Origin of the sequence: Microbacterium sp. C448, assembly GCF_000582705.2 — a bacterium.
GTDB lineage: Bacteria > Actinomycetota > Actinomycetes > Actinomycetales > Microbacteriaceae > Microbacterium > Microbacterium lacus_A.
Genome location: NZ_HG779620.1, coordinates 1 through 18,299 on the forward strand (window position 1 = coordinate 1; position 18,299 = coordinate 18,299).

An 18,299-nucleotide genomic window follows, 5' to 3' on the forward strand; every position below is an offset into this window, starting at 1 on the left:
GAGGTCACCGACGTCCAGGCCGCATAACTCGGACACACGAATGCCCGCACCGTAGAGCAGTTCGAGCATCGCCCGGTCACGCAGCGGTAGCGGGTCGCCACCGGCCGCGAGAGTGTGCAGCCCGTCGAGCATCTCGGCCACGGCCGGGGCTGTCGCCACGGTCGGCAAGGTGCGGCCGCGCTTCGGGGCGACGAGACGCAGGCTCGGGTCCTGCGTCACGATCTCCGTTTCGAGTGCCCATGCGAAGAACGCCCGAATGGCCGCGGTGCGACGCGCGAGGGTGGCGCGCGCGTCGCCGCGTTCACTCGCCTGCCCCTGCCATTCCCTGAGCAGTTCGAGGTCGGTCTCGGCGGGCGTCTGCACACCGGTCATCAGCGCGACTTCGATCAGGTCTCGGAGGTCCGAGCGGTAGGCCCGCGTTGTCGCGGGCGAAAGACGGCGCACGGTCCGGAGATGCGTGTCGAACGCCTCGGATGCCTCATGCCAGTCCACGAATCCAGCATGCGCTCATCCCCGGTCCCCGCGTGCGGCGGCACGCCGCCAGCCACCGTCCTCCCGCACAACGAGCCCTTCGAGCTCGAACAGACCGAGTTGAGCCTCGACCTGTGCCGGGACCAATCCCGCTCGTCGCGCGATCTCATCGCTGGATCGCCGCGCGCGGGTACCGACCGCTTCGAGCACGTTCGTGTCCGCGCCGAGTGATCCACCTGCGGTCGAGACCATCCCCGCCCCAGTCGTTTCCGGCCCCCCGCCGCCGGCTACCCGTCCGCCCGCCTCGCCCTGCGCCGCGGAGCGGGCGGTGTTCGTCGCCCAGCCGGTCAACTCGATGATGTCCGCAACCGAGGTCACGCATGTCGCGTCGAACTCACGCAGCAAACGATGGCAGCCCGCCGAAGTAGCGGAGGTGATCGGACCGGGCACCGCGCCGAGGGGGCGCCCGAGGGCCGCGGCGTGACCCGCTGTGTTGAGCGATCCGCTCCGCCAACCTGCCTCAACGACGACCGTCGCGTCCGACATTGCGGCGATGACTCTGTTGCGCTCAAGAAAGCGGGATTTGGTCGGCGCGGCGCCCGGCGCGATCTCTCCGATAACCGCGCCTCGTTCCGCTATTCGCGCGATCAAGTCGGAGTGCCGCGACGGATAAGGCCGATCTACACCCCCCGCCAGGACGGCAATCGTGGCCCCACCCGTCCCGAGCGTCGCGCGATGGGCCGCCGCGTCGATCCCGAACGCGGCCCCAGAAACAACGCATACGCCGCGGTCAGAGAGATCCGCCGCGAGGTCCGCGGCGACGAGTTCGCCGTAGGCACTGGATGCTCGGGCCCCCACCAGCGCCACGCGCGGACCTGCCGAGGACAGCGCGATCCCCGCGCCGCGCACCCACAGCACCAGCGGGGCGTGGGCACCGAGATCGGCCAGGCCACGCGGCCAGTCGGCATCCTCCGGCGTCAGGACTCGCAAACGGGCGAACCGGGCTGTCCTGAACATGCCTTCCACCGCTATGCCGTTCAAACGAGGTAACCACCGTTTGAGTCCCGCCGTCAGCGCCAATGACCGCGGTCCCCTCCGAGCGGATGCCTGGGACCGGATCTCGCGCAACGCTTCCTCAGCCCCGAGGGCAGCGACCAAGTGGCCCGCGACACCGTCGCCGGGTTCCGAGATGAGGCTCCAGATCGCCCGCGCCCACGCATCCGAAACATCCTCGTCCGCCAACCTTGCGGGAACGATTCCCTCGAGCTGAGCACGGCGATCATCCACGCGGTCGGGTAGCTCGAGGGTCACGCGTTCACCCCCTTGCGGAGGAACAGCGCGCGCCCGATGTCCTCGAGCGCGGGCCGGTCGCGCCCGCCGAGGTCGGCAAGAGTCCACGCAACCCGGAGCGTGCGATCGTAGCCGCGCAGTGTCAGCGCCCCGCGTTGCAGCGCGGTGTCGAGAGGGCGACGCAAGTCCGGCGCGAGGGCGAGGGGACCCTGACGCAACCATGCCCCCGACGCTTGCGCGTTCGTCTGCCAGGGCGTATCGCTGAGACGTCGCTGGGCGCGGTCACGGGCCTCGGCCACTCGCTCCCGCGCGACCGCGGTCGAGATCGTGCCAGCCTCGGCAAGCCCCGGAACGCGGGACACCCGCATCAGCCCGAAGCGGATGTCGACTCGATCCAGCAGCGGGCCTGAGAGTCGCCCGACATAGCGGCGGATCGCCTGGGGAGGGCACGTGCAGGCCCCACCCGGTACGCCGTGATTCCCGCACGGACACGGGTTGGTCGCGAGCACCAGCTGAAACCGCGCGGGGAACGTGGCGGACACCCCCGAGCGGTGAATCGTGATCGCACCCTTCTCGAGCGGAAGCCGCAACGCATCCAGAACGGATGCCGGGAATTCACCAGCCTCGTCCAGAAACAGAACGCCGCCCGAAGCCCGGGCGATCGCCCCCGGACGGACCAGCCTGCTGCCTCCTCCGACCAGCGCAGCCATAGACGCGCTGTGATGCGGTGCCTCGAGGGGTGGGATGCGGCTGAGCGCATCGATCGCCTCGCCCGACAGCGAGCGAAGCGCCGCGGCCTCGAGAGCCTCGGCGTCATCGAGCGGAGGAAGGATGCCCGGCAGGCGCTCCGCGATCATCGTCTTGCCGGCCCCCGGCGGACCAGACATCAAGAGATGGTGGCCGCCGGCCGCGGCGGCGATCAGGGCCTCGACGGCCTCACGCTGCCCGACCACCTCGGCGAGCTCAGGAGAACGGTTCACGGCCACCGGCATTGCCGCGCGCGGCACCGGCTCGAGATTCAACTCGGGGGCATCGACACCGTGCAATCGGACCACGTCGGCGAGCGAGACCGCCCCGCGCACCTCGACACCATCGATCAGTCGTGCCTCGTCAGCGTTCGCGTGGGGCACGACCACACGCCGGATGCCTGCCCGGGCAGCCGCCAACACCGCCGGCAGTATCCCGGGCACGGGCCGCAGGCGGCCATCGAGCCCCAGCTCGCCGAGGTGCACCGTCTCGGCGAGCGACGCCGCATCAAAACCTCCAGCCGTTGCAAGCGCGGCAACCGCGATCGCGACATCAAAACCGGAGCCGTGTTTCGGAAGGCTGGCGGGAGACAGGTTGACCGTCAGCCGGCGCGCGGGCAAAGGCATTCCGCAGTTCGCCGTCGCGTTCCGGACCCGCAGCTGTGCCTCACCGAGGGCCTTGTCGGGCAGCCCGATGAGCCGGAATTCCGGAAGCTGGCTCGAGAGGTCTGCCTCGACCTCGACAAGCGATCCGTCGATGCCGCTGAGCGCGACGCACCACGTGCGCGCAATGGTCATCGGAGCGCCTCGAGGTGCTCGAGTGTTCCCGTCGCGGGATCGTCGCCGACAATGCCGATCGCGTCGATGCGGATGCTGCGCCCCCACCCGGAACCCGGGTGAGCGATGATCCACGCGATCGCCAGACGATGCAGGCGCGCGAACTTCTCCGGTGTGATCGCCTCGAACGGATGCCCGTAACCCGTGGCGCGGCGCGTCTTGACCTCGATGAAGACCAGGTCATCGCCCTGACACGCGACGATGTCGAGCTCGCCCTGGTCGCACCGCCAGTTGCGGTCCATCACGGCGTAGCCGAGTCGCTCCAAATACTCCGCGGCCCGTTGCTCCCCCGCGCGCCCGCGCTCATCCTTCTGCGCCATCGGCCGCTCCTCCCGCCCGACCGTTGGTCGATGCGGGTCAACCCTCGCAGCGCGCACACAGCGAGCAGAGCGTGAACGACCGTTCCGGGGATCGGCCGAGATTCAGGTCGATGTGGAGGGCGGAGCGCTACTCGCCGTCGAGCGACAGCTCCTGCGGCAACTCGAAGTCGCGGCGCGAAAGCTCTTCGACGTTGACGTCCTTGAACGTCAACACCCGCACAGACTTCACGAATCGGTCGGCGCGGTAGATATCCCACACCCACACATCGTTCATCGTGATCTCGAAGTAGAAGTCGTGCTCGGTATCGCGGCGAACGACATTGACCTCATTCGCGAGATAAAAGCGTCGCTCGGTCTCGATCACATACTGAAACTGCGAAACGACGTCGCGATATTCGCGAAAGAGCGCCAGCTCGAGTTCGCGGTCATAGTCCTCGAAGACATCGTCATCCATGGTGGTTCCATCCTAGTTACCCCGGCACCTCTCGTCCGGCTCATGCAGAAAGCAGGAGTCCCGAGACGCGTGGAGTTCAGAAAAGCGTGGCGGGCGCAATCGCCCAAGACGCACGGTGGTGAGGGCTGAGCCCGTGCTCGTCGATCGCGAGCCGATGCTCGGCACTCGCGTAGCCCTTGTTTCGCGCCCACTGGTATTCCGGCAGATCATCGTGCAGACCCGTCATCACGGCGTCACGCGCGACCTTCGCGATGACGGATGCGGCGGCCGCACTCGCGCAGTCGCGGTCGGCCTTGATGACGGGTTGCACCGTCAGGCCCGTCGCCCCCGCCGCCGTGATGTAGTCGTAGTTGCCGTCGAGGATGACGATCCCCTCTTCGAGCTCGATCCCGTGGGCTCGCAGGTCCGCGAGAGCGCGGATGGCCGCCAGCCCCAGGGCTCGCATGATCCCGACCTCATCAACTTCGGCGGCAGAGGCCCACCCGACCCCGCTCGCAGAGACCCAGTCGGCCGCCCGAGCCGCGACATCCGCTCTCCGCGCCTCGGGAACGAGCTTCGAGTCGCGTAGCCCCTGCGGGATCCGCTTGCGTGCACGACCAGCGTCGACCGCCGTCGCTCCCACGGCGACAGGACCGGCGAGAGCTCCGCGCCCGACCTCGTCACACGCGATCACGATCGGCCGTTCGCGAAGCAGTCGACGCTCGAGTGTCAGGCGCGGCTCTATGACGGTCATTGCGCGAGGGCCCCCGCGGCCGCCTCGGGCTCCGGCACGCCGCCGAACACTTCGTGGTGGAAGTCGATCGTGCCGAACCGGGAGAACGGGAATGTGACGAGGAACGCCCGACCCACGACGTTGTCGAGCGGCACGAAGCCTCGCCCGGGCTGTTCCTGGTTGTAGCGCGAGTCTTTCGAGCGGTACCGGTTGTCGCCGAGGACCCACAGGCTGTTCTCGGGCACGACGACATCGAACGCATCCGCGGATGCGGCGGTCTCACCGGGAGGAAGGGACAGGTAGGCCGACTCGTCGATCGGCACACCGTTGACCGTGATCTGTCCGAGGGCGTTGCAGCACTGGACGTGATCGCCGGGCAGACCGATGACCCGCTTGATCAGATGGTCCTCACTGTCGGGAGCTGCCAGGCCCACCAACGACAGCACCCACTCCCACGCCTCGACAACCGGCGCGCGATCGGGCTGCGTCGAAGGCGGCAGCCACCCACCCGGGTCGCGGAACACGACCACGTCACCACGGGCGTAGCCCCCGAAGCGCGGGGTGATCTCGTCGACCAGGATGCGGTCGTTCACGAGAAGCGTGTTCTCCATCGACCCCGAGGGGATGTAGAAGGACCGCACGAGAAAGGTCTTGACGAGGAACGAGACGAGAACCGCCACGAGGACGATCACCAGGATGTCGCGCAACAGCGCCAGCGCTCCGCGGCGACGGCTGCGCGCTCGCGGCGGGGTCTCAGGGATATCTGTTGCGGGGCTACTCACGGTCTCGTCCTTCACGGCTCGCAAGTGTCGTGCGCCCGTTCATCAAGCGTCGCACATCCGGGCGCGCGCAGACGCCGGGCACGCGCACATCCGTACATCGATCAGATGGTCTGAAAACGACAAGACCCCGTGGCGTGAACCACGGGGTCTTGTCGGAAAAGGCGACTCAGTTGTCGCGCTTCTCCTTGATCTTGGCCTTCTTGCCGCGCAGGTTCCGCATGTAGTAGAGCTTCGCGCGACGGACGTCACCGCGGGTGACGACCTCGATGTGGTCGATCACCGGGCTGTGCACCGGGAAGGTACGCTCCACGCCGACCTGGAAGCTGATCTTGCGGACCGTGAAGGTCTCGCGCACGCCATCGCCCGAGCGACCGAGCACGAAGCCCTGGAAGACCTGGATACGCGAGCGCGTTCCTTCGGTGATGTTGACGTGCACCTTGATGGTGTCACCGGGGCCGAACTCGGGAATGTCTGTGCGCAGCGATGCTGCATCAACGGCGTCGAGGATCTGCATGATCTATCTCTCTGCGTCCGCCACGGGTCGGGCGCGGGTGAAGGTGTGAAAAGGATGAAGGTCGTGCGATGCGGGATCAGTTCGACCCTTGGACTCCCCTGTGGCAGAGCCGGTCGCGGCACAAATGCCTATTCTGCCACGGATGCCCGGGGCCGCCAAACCGCGTCAGTGCGAGACGCGACCTTCGCCGGGCTGGGCTGTCTCCGAGAGGACGATCACGTCCCCGTCGCGGGTGTTCGACTCGCGCGCCGCGCGCACTCCATCGAAGGTGTTGCCCTCCGAAGTGACTCCGCCTGGCGTGACTCCGCCGGAAGCGGTCGAGTAACGGAGCACGATTCGGCCTGTGCCCGAGCGCGCCTCGCTCCAGAGCTGCCAGAGGCTCAACCAGAAAAGCGCCACGGCCACGACGATCGCGCCGACCAGCAGCGGCGCGAACCACGGGCCGAAGAAGCCGACCGCGATCGTCAGCGCATGCCAGAGCGCGAAACCCGCGACATCCCACCACGAGACGGCGCGCTGGGCGCGCACGGTCGGACGAGCGCGAACCAGGAGGGTCAGAAGCAGTTGGCCGAGGAAGACGGACGGGACCGCGATGAACAGAACCCAGAGGAAGGGTCCGGCGCCGCCCTGAAACACTCCCCAGCCGACGAGCAGCCAGATGGGCAGCAAGAAGGCGGCTGGAATCAACCAGTGGAAGAAAGCACGCCGCAGCCACATGTGAACGATGGTACGCCTCGTCGCGTCCGGAACGGGCGCCGGAGTGCATGCGCTGGGCAACCTCTCAGCGCTGTCGGAAGGGACGCCGCCGGGAGTCCGACACAATGGAGGGTAAGCAGGAAAGGAACACGATGATCGAACTGCGCACCCCCGCCGAGATCGAAGCGATGCGTCCCGTCGGACGTTTCGTCGCTGAAACGCTGGCGACGCTGCGCGACGAGACGAAAGTCGGCACCAACCTGCTCGCGATCGATCGTCGTGCTCACGACTTGATCAAGCGCGCCGGAGCGGAGTCCTGCTACATCGACTACCACCCCTCGTTCGGCGCGAGCCCGTTCGGCAAAGTGATCTGCACGTCGATCAACGATGCCGTGCTGCACGGACTCCCCCACGATTACGTCCTTCGCGACGGCGACCTGGTATCGCTGGATTTCGCGGTGGCGGTCGATGGCTGGGTCGCGGACTCGGCGGTGTCGTTCGTCGTCGGCACACCGCGGGACGAAGACCTGCGCCTGATCGACACGGCGGAGCGCGCCCTGGATGCTGCAATCGCGAGCGCGACCGTCGGCCACAAGATCGGTGATATCTCCGCTGCCATCGCCGGTGTCGCGCACGGCGAGGGCTACTCGATCAATACGGACTTCGGTGGCCACGGCGTCGGGCGCATCATGCACGGCGACCCGCACATCCCGAACGACGGCAAAGCCGGTCGCGGCTACCCGCTGCGCGCGGGCCTGGTGGTGGCGCTGGAGCCTTGGTTCTTGCAGACGACCGACGAGCTGATCACGGATCCGGATGGTTGGACGCTCCGCAGTGCGGATGGTTCGCGAGGCGCTCATGCCGAGCACACCATCGCGATCACCGCGGACGGACCGATCGTGTTGACCGACCGGTCGTTCCTCGGCGTGCGCTAACTTCGGGCGCGCGCCGCCAGCTCGCTCGCGATGTCGGCACCTACTCCATCGCCGACGCGGTGCACCCGCACGTTGTTCGTCGAGCCGGGAACCCCCGGAGGGGCACCCGCCGTCACAATCACCCGGTCCCCCGGCACCGCACGTCCCGTCTGCAACAGGACCTCGTCGACGAGCCGCATCAGCTCATCCGTCGTCGGAACCCGCGGCACGAGGAACGTCTCAACGCCCCACGACAGCGCCAGGCGCGACCGCGTGGTCGCGAGATCGGTGAACGCCAGGGTCGGCAGACGGAAGCGCAGCCGAGCCATCCGTCGCGCAGAGTCCCCGGACTGGCTGAAGACGCACACGTACTTCGCGTCGACGAAGTCCGCGATGCTCGCCGCGGCCAACGTCAGCGCACCGCCCTGCGTGCGCGGTTTCGTTCCGAGCGGCACGATCCGATCGAGCCCCTGCTCTTCTGTCGACGCGATGATGCGCGCCATCGTCTCGACCACGGTGATCGGATGTGCCCCGACGCCCGTTTCACCCGAGAGCATGACGGCATCCGCCCCATCCAGAATCGCATTCGCGACATCGGATGTCTCGGCCCGCGTCGGCACGGGGTTCTCGATCATCGACTCGAGCATCTGCGTCGCCACGATCACGGGCTTCGCCCAGCGCCGCGCATCCTCGACCGCCCGCTTCTGGACGATCGGCACCTGCTCGAGCGGTAGCTCAACGCCCAGGTCGCCCCGCGCGACCATCACGCCATCGAACGCGTCGACGATCTCGTGCAGCACGGCAACGGCTTCCGGCTTCTCGATCTTCGCGATGACGGGCACGAACCGGCCCTCTTCTGCCATCACGCGACGAACGGGATGCGCGTCCTTGGCTGAACGCACGAACGACAGCGCGATCATGTCGGCGCCGAGCGCCAGCGCCCAGCGCAGATCGGCCTCATCCTTCTCGCTGAGCGCCGGAACCTTCACGTCGACCCCGGGTAGGTTCAGGCCCTTGTTGTTGGAGACCGCTCCCCCGACCACGACCTCGGTCCGGACGCTCACGCCGTCGGTCTCGAGCACCCGTAGCCGCACTTTGCCGTCATCGATCAAGATCGAATCGCCGACCTTCACGTCCCGGGCGAGGGGGCGCGAATGTCGTGCCCACGATCTCGCGGGTACCCACGACGTCCTCCGTCGTGATCGTGAAGAGGTCACCGGTCTCCAGTACGTGTGGCCCGTCCGCGAACCGACCGAGGCGAATCTTCGGTCCCTGCAGATCGACGAGGATCCCGACGGCTCGACCCGTGCTGTCGGCTGCACGACGCACGTTCGCGTACGTCTCTTCGTGCTGCGCGTACGCACCGTGACTGAGGTTCAGGCGGGCGACGTCCATCCCGGCTCGAACGAGCCCCTCGATCACCTCATACGACGACGAGGCTGGCCCCAGAGTGGCGACGATCTTCGCGCGGCGCATACGTGTCCCTTCGCGCCCGCACCTCGGGCCCCGCTCGATTCTTGCGTGATCGATGGCTCTGCAGATGAACGGCACGTAACGAACGGCGACGGCGCGCCCGGATGCGCGGATCTGCCAGGATCGGGTCATGAACGAGGTCATCGGCGACATCCTGCCTCTCGCGGTCGCCGCGGGGCTCAGCCCCATCCCCCTCATCGCCGCCGTGCTCATCGTCATGTCGACGAAGCCCCGTCTCAGCGGCGCGGCGTTCGCGGTCGGCTGGATCGTCGGTTGCTCGATCGTGGTCCTGGTCGGTGCTGTTGCGGCCGAGCTGCTCCAGAGCGATGACCCGGGGAGCACACCCACGATGTTCGCGTGGGTTCGCATCGCGTTCGGCATCGCACTGCTGATCCTCGCCGTCCGCAAGATCGCCGCGGCTCGTGGCGCCGAGGCTCGGTTGCCCGCCTGGATGTCGGGGCTCATGTCGGCGAGCCCGGCCCGCAGCATCGGACTCGGGCTGTTGCTCTCCGCTGCCAACCCCAAGAATGCCTTGCTGGGTATCGCCGCGGGCATCTCCATCGGGTCCGCAACCGTCAGCGCCGATGTGGCGCTCACGGCCGGGGTCGTTTACGTCGCGACGGCTTCCATCGCGGTGCTCGCCATCGTCCTCGCGGCGGTCGTTGCGCCGCATCGCATGGCGAATGTGCTGTCCGGGCTCCGCGACTGGCTGACTCTCCACAACACGGCCATCATGGCGCTGCTGCTCGCGGTTTTCGGCTTCGTCCTGATCGGCAAGGGCCTCGAGGGGCTGTAACTTCCGACCCCGCTGTGAGTCCGCGGCGCCCGATCTGAAAGATCTCACAACGCGCTTCACCCGGCAGTGAGGGAAACGTTCGCTGCGGGTAACCGAACGTCGTCCTGCCGCGAAACACCGTGCTCCTAGCCTAAAACGACCGACCCATCCACGTCGATCGCAGGAGACGTCATGACCCAGGACGCGCATCGCCCGACAGCCGGATCGGCCTCGGAAGCGGCTCCGCCGCCCGCACCGATTTCTGTCGCGACATCGAAACAATCCGCTGATGCCGCGGCAACATCACCGACGTACGGTGGCGCCATGAGCACCGAGGGCGCTGGCACGCACGTCGCCGTGGTCGGTGCGGGAATGGTGGCGCATCGGTTCGTCGAGAGCCTGCTCAGTCGTGCCGGGGCGGACTGGCGGGTCACGGTCATCGGCGAAGAAGGACGCCATCCCTACGATCGTGTGGGATTGACCGGGTACTTCGCCGGGGCAGACGCCGATGCGTTGAGCCTGGACCGTTCTGTCTTCGCCGACCCTCGGGTACGGTTCGTCGACGGCGAGGCCGTGACGAGCATCGATCTCGAGCAAGCCTCAGTCACAACGAGCACGGGTGCGCGGATCGAGTGGGACCGACTCGTCATGGCGACCGGTTCCTACGCCGCTCGTCCCCCTGTCGAGGGTGCCGACGCCGACGGATGTTTCGTCTACCGGACGCTCACGGATGTCGAGTCGCTCCGCGCATTCGTCGAACGCCGTAGCGCCGAGCTCGATCGCCCCCTCGCCGGCACGGTCATCGGCGGCGGGCTCCTCGGCCTCGAAGCCGCCGGAGCCCTTCAGGGACTGGGAGTGGCGTGCACGGTGGTGCAGTCATCCGATCGACTCATGTCGACTCAGCTGGACGTCAGCGGCGGCAACACACTGCGACGCCTGATCGAGGCTCGCGGCATCCGGGTGCGGACCGGATCGATCACCACACGGGTCGAGCGTGACGAATATTCGCGCGTGGAGGGGATCGTCCTTCGGGACGGGAGCCGCGAAAGCGCCGACCTGGTGATCTTCACGGTGGGAGTGCGCCCGCGGGACGAGTTGGCACGCGTGGCCGGCCTGCAGGTGCATGAGCGGCAGGGGGTCGTGATCGACGACGGCTGTCAGACGAGTGACCCGCGCGTTTACGCGATCGGCGAGGTCGCCAACTACGCCGGCGCGTGCGTCGGCCTCGTGGCCCCCGGGTACGCGATGGCCGAGGTCGCCGCGAGCCGCCTGCTCGGAGCCGATGCATCCTTCCCGGGGTATGACCTCTCGACCAAGCTGAAGCTGAACGGCGTGGACGTCGCGAGCTTCGGCGACGCGTTCGCCACCACACCGGGTGCGCTCGACGTGGTCTACACCGACCCCGTCGCCGGCGTCTACAAGAAGCTCGTCCTCTCCGACGACGCGAAGACCCTGCTCGGCGGAATCCTCGTCGGCGATGCCTCGGCGTACGGATCGCTGCGACCGCTCGTCGGCGGGCCTCTCGGCGGGGACCCCTCCGCGTACCTGATCCCCGCGGACGGTGTCGCCGCGCCGACGGGCGAACTGCCAGACACCGCGCTCGTCTGTTCCTGCAACGGCGTCACAGCCGGAACCATCCGACACGCCGTCGGTGCCGAGGGATGCCGCGATGTCGCGTCCGTCAAAACCTGCACGCGGGCGGGCGCGGCGTGCGGTTCGTGCGTGTCGATGATCAAATCGATCGTCGGCAGCGAGCTGGCCAAGTCGGGCGCGACCCTCAGCACGGCACTCTGCGAACACTTCGATTTCTCTCGCCGTCAGCTCTTCGACGCCGTCCGCGTGTCGGGCCTGCGAACCTTCAGCGCCGTGATCGAACGATTCGGCACGGGTCGCGGCTGCGACATCTGCAAACCGGCACTTGCCAGCATCCTCTCCACCCTGGTCGGCGCTCACGTCCTCGACGGCGAAAACGCGACCCTGCAGGACACGAACGACCACGTCATGGCGAACCTGCAGAAAGACGGCAGCTACTCCGTCGTGCCGCGCATACCCGGGGGCGAGATCACTCCCGAGGGGCTTCTCGTCATCGGGCAGGTGGCGAAGGACTTCGGTCTGTACACGAAGATCACGGGCGGCCAGCGCATCGACATGTTCGGTGCGCGTCTCGAGCAGTTGCCGGATGTCTGGAAGCGGCTGGTCGATGCGGGCTTCGAATCCGGTCACGCCTATGGCAAGTCTCTCCGCACGGTCAAGTCTTGCGTCGGATCAACCTGGTGCCGCTACGGCGTGCAGGACGCCGTAGGCATGGCCGTGCACCTGGAGTTGCGGTACCGCGGGCTCCGCTCGCCACACAAGATCAAGCTGGGCGTGTCCGGATGCGCTCGCGAGTGCGCAGAAGCGCGTGGCAAGGACGTCGGCGTGATCGCGACCGAAGCGGGCTGGAACATGTACGTCGGCGGCAACGGCGGGTTCACCCCGCGCCATGCGGTGCTGTTCGCCGAGGGGCTGAACGACGAGCAGTTGCTCACCGCTATCGACCGCTTCCTGATGTACTACATCTTCACGGCGGACCGCTTGCAGCGGACGGCCCCCTGGTTCCAGGATCTCGACGGCGGCATCGACGAACTGCGGGCGGTGATCTTCGACGACAGGCTGGGAATCTGCGCCGATCTCGATGCCGCGATGGCGTCCCACGTCGACAACTACGAGGACGAGTGGAAGGCCACGCTCGACGACCCGGAAAAACTGCGACGGTTCGCCTCGTTCGTCAACGCGCCGACAACTCCCGACCCGTCGCTGGCCTACACAGCCGAGCGCGGGCAGCCCCGCCCCGCGACGCGCGAGGAGCGTGCCGACTCCGGTGTGCTGATCGCCGGAACGACCTTGGAGGTTCGACGATGACGATCGCAGAGACACGGCCCGTCGAGGTATCCGCACCCACGGGCTGGAAACGGATCTGTCCGCTCGATGCACTCGAGCCGGAGCGTGGGCGCGCGGCTCTCGTCGGTATGACGCAGGTTGCGCTCTTCCTCTTGCACGACGGCGAGATCTACGCCGTGTCGAATCATGACCCCTACTCAGGCGCTCACGTGATGTCGCGGGGTATCGTCGGCACGCGTGGCGGGGTGCCGACGGTTGCTTCGCCGATGTACAAGCAGGTTTTCGATCTGCGCACCGGAATCTGCCTCGATACACAGGGCAAGGACGAACGCGTTCTGGACGTCTGGCCGGCACAGGTGCGGGATGGCGAGCTCTTTCTGAAGATGGAGGCGGGGAGATGACGACGATGCTCGGGGTCTCGCTCGCCGGCCGCGACGTTCTTTTGGTGGGCGGCGGATCGGTGACCGCTCGGCGTCTGCAGCGTTTCCTCGACGATGGCGCCGACGTGCGGATCGTTTCCCCCGAACTGTGCGATGACGTGCGGGAGCTCGTGGACACGCACGTCGTCGCGTGGACCTCGAGACGCGCCCGGTATTCCGACATCGGCGGCGCCTGGCTCGTCCACGTTGCGACAGGAGACATTCGGGTGGACGCAGACATCGCAGCGGAATGCGAGCGCCGGCGCATCCTGTGCGTCAACGCATCCGACGGGGCCCACGGCACGGCACGGTTGACCGCCGAGACGCGCGCGGGAGATGTGGTCGTGGGCGTGATGTCGGATGCCGGGGTCGACCCCGGACGTGCCGCGCACCTGCGTGATGAGATCGGGACGATGCTGCGCGAGGGGCGGCTCCCCCTTCGCCGTCGCCGAGCGCGCGCCGCGGGACGCGTCGACCTCGTGGGCGGCGGACCCGGTCCCGCAGACCTCATGACGGTCCGAGGCCGGCGTTTGCTCGCGGAAGCGGATGTCGTGATCGCGGACCGTCTCGGACCCACCGACGTTCTCACCGAGCTCGATCCGGGCGTCGAGATCATCGATGTCGGTAAGCAGCCGGGGAATCATCCCGTTCCGCAGCAGGCGATCAACGACCTGCTCGTCGAGCACGCGCGCGCGGGCAAGCGCGTGGTTCGTCTCAAGGGCGGTGACCCGTTCGTGTACGGACGTGGCGGCGAAGAGGTCATCGCATGCCGTGCTGCCGGGATTCCCGTCGAGGTCGTCCCGGGTTTGACGAGCATCGTCTCCGTCCCGGCGGCCGCCGGAATCCCGGTCACCCACCGCGGAGTTTCGGCCTCGGTGCACGTGGTGAACGGTCAGGCCGAGATCACCGGCGCCACGCTCGCGGCGATCGCGGACGACGCGGTGACGACGGTCGTCCTGATGGGGGTCGCGGCGCTCCCCCGGCTCGTCCACGCCGCGATCGCCGCGGGTGCGCCGATCCACCGACCCGTGGCGATCGTCGAGAGCGGGCACACGCCTCGGCAGCGCACGACACGTACGACGCTCGGTTCCGTCGTGGACGACGCGGCCGCGGCCGGCGTACAGAACCCGGCCGTGATTGTGATCGGCGAGGTCGCTCATCCCGACCTCCTGATGCCGCATCTCGCATCGGCCGAGTCCGCCCTGACACGGACGGGTGATCCGCACCGGTGACAGACCGCCCCACCCTCTCCTCCGCTCTGGCCGGATGCACGATCGTCATCGCCGTCGACCGTCGCTCCGGCGAACTCGCGGCAGCCCTCGAGCGACACGGTGCGACCGTGCGGCACGCGCCCGCCCTGACGATCGTGCCGCACATCGACGACGAAGCCCTGATTGAGCGCACCCGTGAACTCATCGCCACACCACCGGACATCGTGGTCGTCACGACCGGTGTGGGTTTTCGCGGTTGGATGGAGGCCGCGGACGAGGCAGGGCTGCTCGATGATCTGCAGCCCGCGCTCGCCGGTGCTCAGATCGTCGCGCGGGGGCCGAAGGCGCGCGGGGCGATCCAGCAGGCGGGATTCGCGGCCGACTGGGTTGCCGAGTCCGAGACGTCGGTCGAGCTCGGAGAGTTTCTCCTCGCGGAGGGTGTCTCGGGGCGGCGGATCGCCGTGCAGCACCACGGATCAGGCGCCGACGGCCTCGACGAACTGTTCGAGACGCACGGGGCCCAGGTCGTCAGCCTGACCGTCTACCGCTGGGGCCCGCCTCCGGACGCCGAAGCGGTTCGGCGATCGGTCATCGCGACGGGCGCCGGCGAGGTCGACGCCGTGTTGTTCACCTCGGCCCCGGGCGCTCAGGAATGGGTCGCCGCGGCGGAGCGCGACCGCGTGCTCGACGACATCCGCGACCGCGTGCGGAGCGGCCGCGTGCTCATGGCCGCTGTCGGGCCCATCACAGCCGGACCGCTCCAGGCGGCGCTGCTGGATCCTCTCATCGCCGAGCGCGGAAGACTCGGGTCTCTCGTGCGGTCGGTCGTGACGCACTTCGGCGGCGGACGTGCCCCCGGCCTCGACACGGGCGCCGGCCGCCTCGAGCTGCGCAGCACCGGTGCGGTGCTCGACGGGCGACTCATCCCCCTCTCCCGGACCGGAATCGATGTGCTCGCCGCCCTCTTCGACGCTCGCGGGGGCGTCGTCTCGCGGACCAACCTGCAGGGAGCGCTGCCCCGATCGGGCGACAACACGCACGCGGTCGAGATGGCAGTCGCCCGGGTTCGCGAAGCGCTCGCGGCACCGGATCTCATCAAGACCGTGGTGAAGCGCGGCTATCGCCTGAACATCATCGAACCCGCGGAGGAGCGACGATGACCGCAACGCTGATCGCCTGTTCGCACGGAACACGATCGTCGTCCGGACGCGCCGCGATCTCGGCCCTCCTCGACCAGGTCCGCGCCCTCTTGCCGGAAGTGCGGGTGGAGGAGGCTTTCGTCGACGTACAGGAGCCGGAGATCGCGGATGTCGTGGAGCGGGAACTCCGACGCTCACAAGACGATACGGCCGTCGTGGTCCCCGTGTTGCTGTCGGCGGGGTACCACACCCGGGTCGATATCGCGCGTGCCGTCGCGCCCTATTCGGGCCGCGCCGTTGCAACACCCGCTCTCGGTCCTCACGACCTGCTCGCTCTCGTGCTGGAATCCCGCCTGGCGGTCGCCGGGGCGAGCGGCGGCGATGCCGTCGTTCTCGCCGCCGCGGGCTCGAGCGATCCCGCTGCTGCGGTCGCCGTCAGCGAGATGACGCGACTGCTCGAGCGCTGCATCCTGAGCCCCGTCACGGTCGCGTTCGCCGCGGGTGCCGAGCCGCGCATCCCCGACGCGGTCGTCGCCGCCCGCACCGCGGGTGCGGAGCGGGTCATCGCGGCGAGCTACGTCCTCGCTCCGGGCCACTTCCACGACGTGATCGGCCGGTCCGGTGCGGATGTCGTGACCGAACCCCTCGCCCCGGACATGCGGATCGCCGCCCTGATCGTCGAACGGTACCGTGCGGCGGCCGCCGCACTCACGGCGGGGCTGTTCGCCCGCGCGGAGTGAGACAGAACGTACCGATCAGGGCAGCAGATCCGGACGGTGCTCGCGCGTGCGTTCGATGCTCTGCGCTCGACGCCACTCCGCGATAGCGCCGTGGTTTCCGCTCAGAAGGATGGAGGGGACCTCGAGCCCCCGCCACACGGGCGGCTTGGTGTAGCTGGGGTACTCCAGCAGTCCGTCCTCGTGGGACTCCTCGACGAGACTCTCGGGATTTCCGACGAACCCCGGGATCAGGCGCGTGACCGCCTCGATGATCGCCATCGCCGCGACCTCCCCGCCGTTCAGGACGTAGTCGCCCAGGCTGACCAAACGCACCCGACCCTTCGCTGCGTAGTGATCGACAACCCGCTGATCGATGCCCTCGTACCGGCCGCACGCGAAGACGATCTGCTTCTCCGTGGCAAGCTCGCGGGCCATGCCCTGCGTGAAGAGTTCCCCCGCGGGGGACGTCACGATCAGCACCGCGTCGTCTTCGAGCGTGGCGTCGAGTGCATCGCCCCAGGGCTCGGGCTTCATGACCATCCCGGCCCCACCCCCGTAGGGCGTGTCATCGACCGTTCGGTGCCGGTCCGAGGTCCAGTCGCGCAGGTCGTGCACGCGCAGGTCGAGGATGCCCCGCTCGCGTGCCTTCCCGATGAGCGACAGATCCAGCACATCGAAGAAGGCGGGAAAGATCGTCACGATGTCGATGCGCACGGACTCGAGTCTAGGCATCCCCTCATGTTTCGACCGTGTGACGAAGTACTAACCGCTACCCGTCCGCGCGAGTGATGCAGACGTGACCCAGAAGTAACCGCGCGGGCCCACCATCCGAAACACCCCGTCCGTAGCGTCAGTCCTAACTTCACGAGGAGAGACGCCATGACAACGACCGTCGTACCCCCGAACGCCAACACCACCGAATCGCCCCATGATCTCGCGTCGCCCGACGCGGTCGTCCTTACGCACAGGCCGGGCCGGTGGATCGACGGTTACGACCCCGAGAACCTCGGATTCTGGCAGGTGCAGGGGCGGGCGATCGCGCGTCGCAACCTCAACTGGTCGATCTTCGCGGAGTTCTTGGGCTTCATCATCTGGCAGCTGTGGAGCATCGTCGTCGTGATGCTGCCGAGCGCGGGCTTCGCATTCACGAGTTCGGAGTCGTTCTGGCTGATCTCGTTGCCGAGCCTCGTCGGCGCGACGATGCGCTTCCCCTACACGTTCATGGTCGCGCGCTTCGGCGGACGCAACTGGACCATCGTCTCGGCCGGACTTCTCCTCATTCCTGCTGTCCTCCTGGGAATCGTCGTCTCGAATCCCGACACGCCGTTCGGCGTCATGCTCCTCGTGGCAGCACTCGCCGGCTTCGGCGGCGGCAACTTCGCCAGCTCCATGGCGAACATCACCTACTTCTTCCCCCAGCGGGAGAAGGGCTTCGCGCTCGGTCTGAACGCGGCGGGCGGCAACATCGGCACCGCGGTTGCACAGTTCGCCGTGCCGATCGCCGTCACGATCGGTGCCGGGGCCACGCTCAACATCGCCCTCGCGGGGTGGATGTGGATTCCGCTCATCCTGCTCGCGATGTGGGGAGCCTGGCGCTACATGGACAATCTGTCGAACGCGAAGGCGGATGTCGCGGGTTCCGCCGCTGCGCTGCGGGAACCGCACCTCTGGCTCCTGGCGCTCCTCTACATCGGCACGTTCGGGTCGTTCATCGGCTTCGCGAGCGTCTTCCCGAAACTGATCGCGGATCAGTTCCCGGCGTTCTCCACCCTGCAGGTCGGGCAGGCCGCGATTTCGCTGGCGTTCTTGGGCGCCCTCGTAGGATCGGTCGCTCGGCCCTTCGGCGGGCGGTTGGCGGATCGCTTCGGTGGAGCACGCGTCACCGTGGCGGCGTTCGGGACCATGGCCCTGGGCGCTTTAGCCTCGATCCACCGATGGGGAGGCTTG

18 protein-coding genes and 1 pseudogene are annotated in these 18,299 nt (G+C 67.9%); 8 read left to right on the plus strand and 11 right to left on the minus strand.

The genetic code is table 11. The annotated features are described in order from the left end of the window. The 9 genes from MIC448_RS03870 to MIC448_RS03910 form a co-directional block, all read right to left on the minus strand. Positions 1–492, minus strand: a 492-nt coding sequence (locus tag MIC448_RS03870) for a site-specific integrase (RefSeq protein ID WP_036296342.1), incomplete at its 3' end; no start/stop codon positions are given. Between the two features lie 15 nt (positions 493–507). Next, a complete protein-coding gene (gene dprA, locus MIC448_RS03875) occupies positions 508–1,782 on the minus strand; it encodes a DNA-processing protein DprA (protein WP_243419895.1) in 1,275 nt (424 codons plus the stop codon). Further along, positions 1,779–3,305, minus strand: coding sequence for a YifB family Mg chelatase-like AAA ATPase (locus MIC448_RS03880; protein WP_036296348.1), 1,527 nt, complete (start codon positions 3,303–3,305; stop codon positions 1,779–1,781). Before MIC448_RS03880 ends, dprA begins: the two co-directional genes overlap by 4 nt. After that, complete coding sequence (locus tag MIC448_RS03885) at positions 3,302–3,664, minus strand: YraN family protein (RefSeq protein ID WP_036296350.1); 363 nt, start codon at positions 3,662–3,664, stop codon at positions 3,302–3,304. Before MIC448_RS03885 ends, MIC448_RS03880 begins: the two co-directional genes overlap by 4 nt. Positions 3,665–3,791: 127 nt before the next feature. Continuing rightward, entirely contained in the window at positions 3,792–4,118 is a 327-nt protein-coding gene (locus MIC448_RS03890) for a DUF2469 family protein (RefSeq protein WP_036296353.1), read from the minus strand. Positions 4,119–4,194: 76 nt separating this feature from the next. Next, on the minus strand, positions 4,195–4,851 hold the full coding sequence (locus MIC448_RS03895; RefSeq protein WP_036296355.1) for a ribonuclease HII: 657 nt from the start codon (positions 4,849–4,851) through the stop codon (positions 4,195–4,197). Next, positions 4,848–5,612: a signal peptidase I gene (gene lepB, locus MIC448_RS03900; protein WP_051513090.1), complete on the minus strand. Its 765-nt coding sequence runs from the start codon at positions 5,610–5,612 to the stop codon at positions 4,848–4,850. Before lepB ends, MIC448_RS03895 begins: the two co-directional genes overlap by 4 nt. A 166-nt stretch (positions 5,613–5,778) precedes the next feature. Further along, a complete protein-coding gene (rplS, locus tag MIC448_RS03905) occupies positions 5,779–6,126 on the minus strand; it encodes a 50S ribosomal protein L19 (RefSeq protein WP_036296357.1) in 348 nt (115 codons plus the stop codon). Positions 6,127–6,291: 165 nt separating this feature from the next. After that, a complete protein-coding gene (locus MIC448_RS03910) occupies positions 6,292–6,843 on the minus strand; it encodes a hypothetical protein (RefSeq protein ID WP_051513085.1) in 552 nt (183 codons plus the stop codon). Between the two features lie 131 nt (positions 6,844–6,974). Between MIC448_RS03910 and map the strand changes: the two genes are divergently transcribed. After that, complete coding sequence (map, locus tag MIC448_RS03915) at positions 6,975–7,757, plus strand: type I methionyl aminopeptidase (protein ID WP_036296360.1); 783 nt, start codon at positions 6,975–6,977, stop codon at positions 7,755–7,757. Here the strand turns inward: map and pyk are convergent. Beyond that, positions 7,754–9,212, minus strand: a pseudogene (gene pyk, locus MIC448_RS03920) (pyruvate kinase). The gene map and the pseudogene pyk sit on opposite strands and share 4 nt — an antisense overlap. A 127-nt stretch (positions 9,213–9,339) precedes the next feature. Between pyk and MIC448_RS03925 the strand changes: the two are divergent. The 6 genes from MIC448_RS03925 (at position 9,340) to MIC448_RS03950 (ending at position 16,373) form a co-directional block, all read left to right on the plus strand. Next, on the plus strand, positions 9,340–10,005 hold the full coding sequence (locus MIC448_RS03925; RefSeq protein ID WP_036296363.1) for a GAP family protein: 666 nt from the start codon (positions 9,340–9,342) through the stop codon (positions 10,003–10,005). Positions 10,006–10,308: 303 nt separating this feature from the next. Next, a complete protein-coding gene (gene nirB, locus MIC448_RS03930; RefSeq protein WP_036296386.1) occupies positions 10,309–12,885 on the plus strand; it encodes a nitrite reductase large subunit NirB in 2,577 nt (858 codons plus the stop codon). Continuing rightward, positions 12,882–13,265, plus strand: a complete 384-nt coding sequence (gene nirD, locus MIC448_RS03935) for a nitrite reductase small subunit NirD (RefSeq protein WP_036296366.1) — start codon at positions 12,882–12,884, stop codon at positions 13,263–13,265. Before nirB ends, nirD begins: the two co-directional genes overlap by 4 nt. Then, the gene (gene cobA, locus MIC448_RS03940) at positions 13,262–14,515 is read left to right on the plus strand and encodes a uroporphyrinogen-III C-methyltransferase (RefSeq protein ID WP_051513087.1); all 1,254 of its coding nucleotides are present in this window, start codon (positions 13,262–13,264) and stop codon (positions 14,513–14,515) included. Before nirD ends, cobA begins: the two co-directional genes overlap by 4 nt. Continuing rightward, positions 14,512–15,654, plus strand: coding sequence for a uroporphyrinogen-III synthase (locus MIC448_RS03945; protein WP_036296369.1), 1,143 nt, complete (start codon positions 14,512–14,514; stop codon positions 15,652–15,654). The genes cobA and MIC448_RS03945 overlap by 4 nt, the downstream gene beginning before the upstream one ends. Further along, positions 15,651–16,373: a sirohydrochlorin chelatase gene (locus tag MIC448_RS03950; RefSeq protein WP_036296371.1), complete on the plus strand. Its 723-nt coding sequence runs from the start codon at positions 15,651–15,653 to the stop codon at positions 16,371–16,373. The genes MIC448_RS03945 and MIC448_RS03950 overlap by 4 nt, the downstream gene beginning before the upstream one ends. A gap of 15 nt (positions 16,374–16,388) precedes the next feature. Here the strand turns inward: MIC448_RS03950 and trmD are convergent, their stop codons facing one another. Then, complete coding sequence (trmD, locus tag MIC448_RS03955) at positions 16,389–17,066, minus strand: tRNA (guanosine(37)-N1)-methyltransferase TrmD (RefSeq protein WP_036296374.1); 678 nt, start codon at positions 17,064–17,066, stop codon at positions 16,389–16,391. A gap of 165 nt (positions 17,067–17,231) precedes the next feature. Here trmD and MIC448_RS03960 point away from each other — a divergent pair. After that, positions 17,232–18,299 (plus strand): MFS transporter (locus MIC448_RS03960; protein ID WP_036296377.1); only part of this gene is annotated, 1,068 nt, incomplete at its 3' end.

Coding starts and splice junctions, on each gene's coding strand:
- MIC448_RS03895 (WP_036296355.1), bottom strand. CDS start 4,851: ATGACCGTCATAGAGCCGCGCCTGACACTCGAGCGTCGACTGCTTCGC.
- MIC448_RS03880 (WP_036296348.1), bottom strand. CDS start 3,305: ATGACCATTGCGCGCACGTGGTGCGTCGCGCTCAGCGGCATCGACGGA.
- nirD (WP_036296366.1), top strand. CDS start 12,882: ATGACGATCGCAGAGACACGGCCCGTCGAGGTATCCGCACCCACGGGC.
- rplS (WP_036296357.1), bottom strand. CDS start 6,126: ATGCAGATCCTCGACGCCGTTGATGCAGCATCGCTGCGCACAGACATT.
- nirB (WP_036296386.1), top strand. CDS start 10,309: ATGAGCACCGAGGGCGCTGGCACGCACGTCGCCGTGGTCGGTGCGGGA.
- MIC448_RS03950 (WP_036296371.1), top strand. CDS start 15,651: ATGACCGCAACGCTGATCGCCTGTTCGCACGGAACACGATCGTCGTCC.
- map (WP_036296360.1), top strand. CDS start 6,975: ATGATCGAACTGCGCACCCCCGCCGAGATCGAAGCGATGCGTCCCGTC.
- MIC448_RS03910 (WP_051513085.1), bottom strand. CDS start 6,843: ATGTGGCTGCGGCGTGCTTTCTTCCACTGGTTGATTCCAGCCGCCTTC.
- MIC448_RS03925 (WP_036296363.1), top strand. CDS start 9,340: ATGAACGAGGTCATCGGCGACATCCTGCCTCTCGCGGTCGCCGCGGGG.
- MIC448_RS03885 (WP_036296350.1), bottom strand. CDS start 3,664: ATGGCGCAGAAGGATGAGCGCGGGCGCGCGGGGGAGCAACGGGCCGCG.
- MIC448_RS03890 (WP_036296353.1), bottom strand. CDS start 4,118: ATGGATGACGATGTCTTCGAGGACTATGACCGCGAACTCGAGCTGGCG.
- cobA (WP_051513087.1), top strand. CDS start 13,262: ATGACGACGATGCTCGGGGTCTCGCTCGCCGGCCGCGACGTTCTTTTG.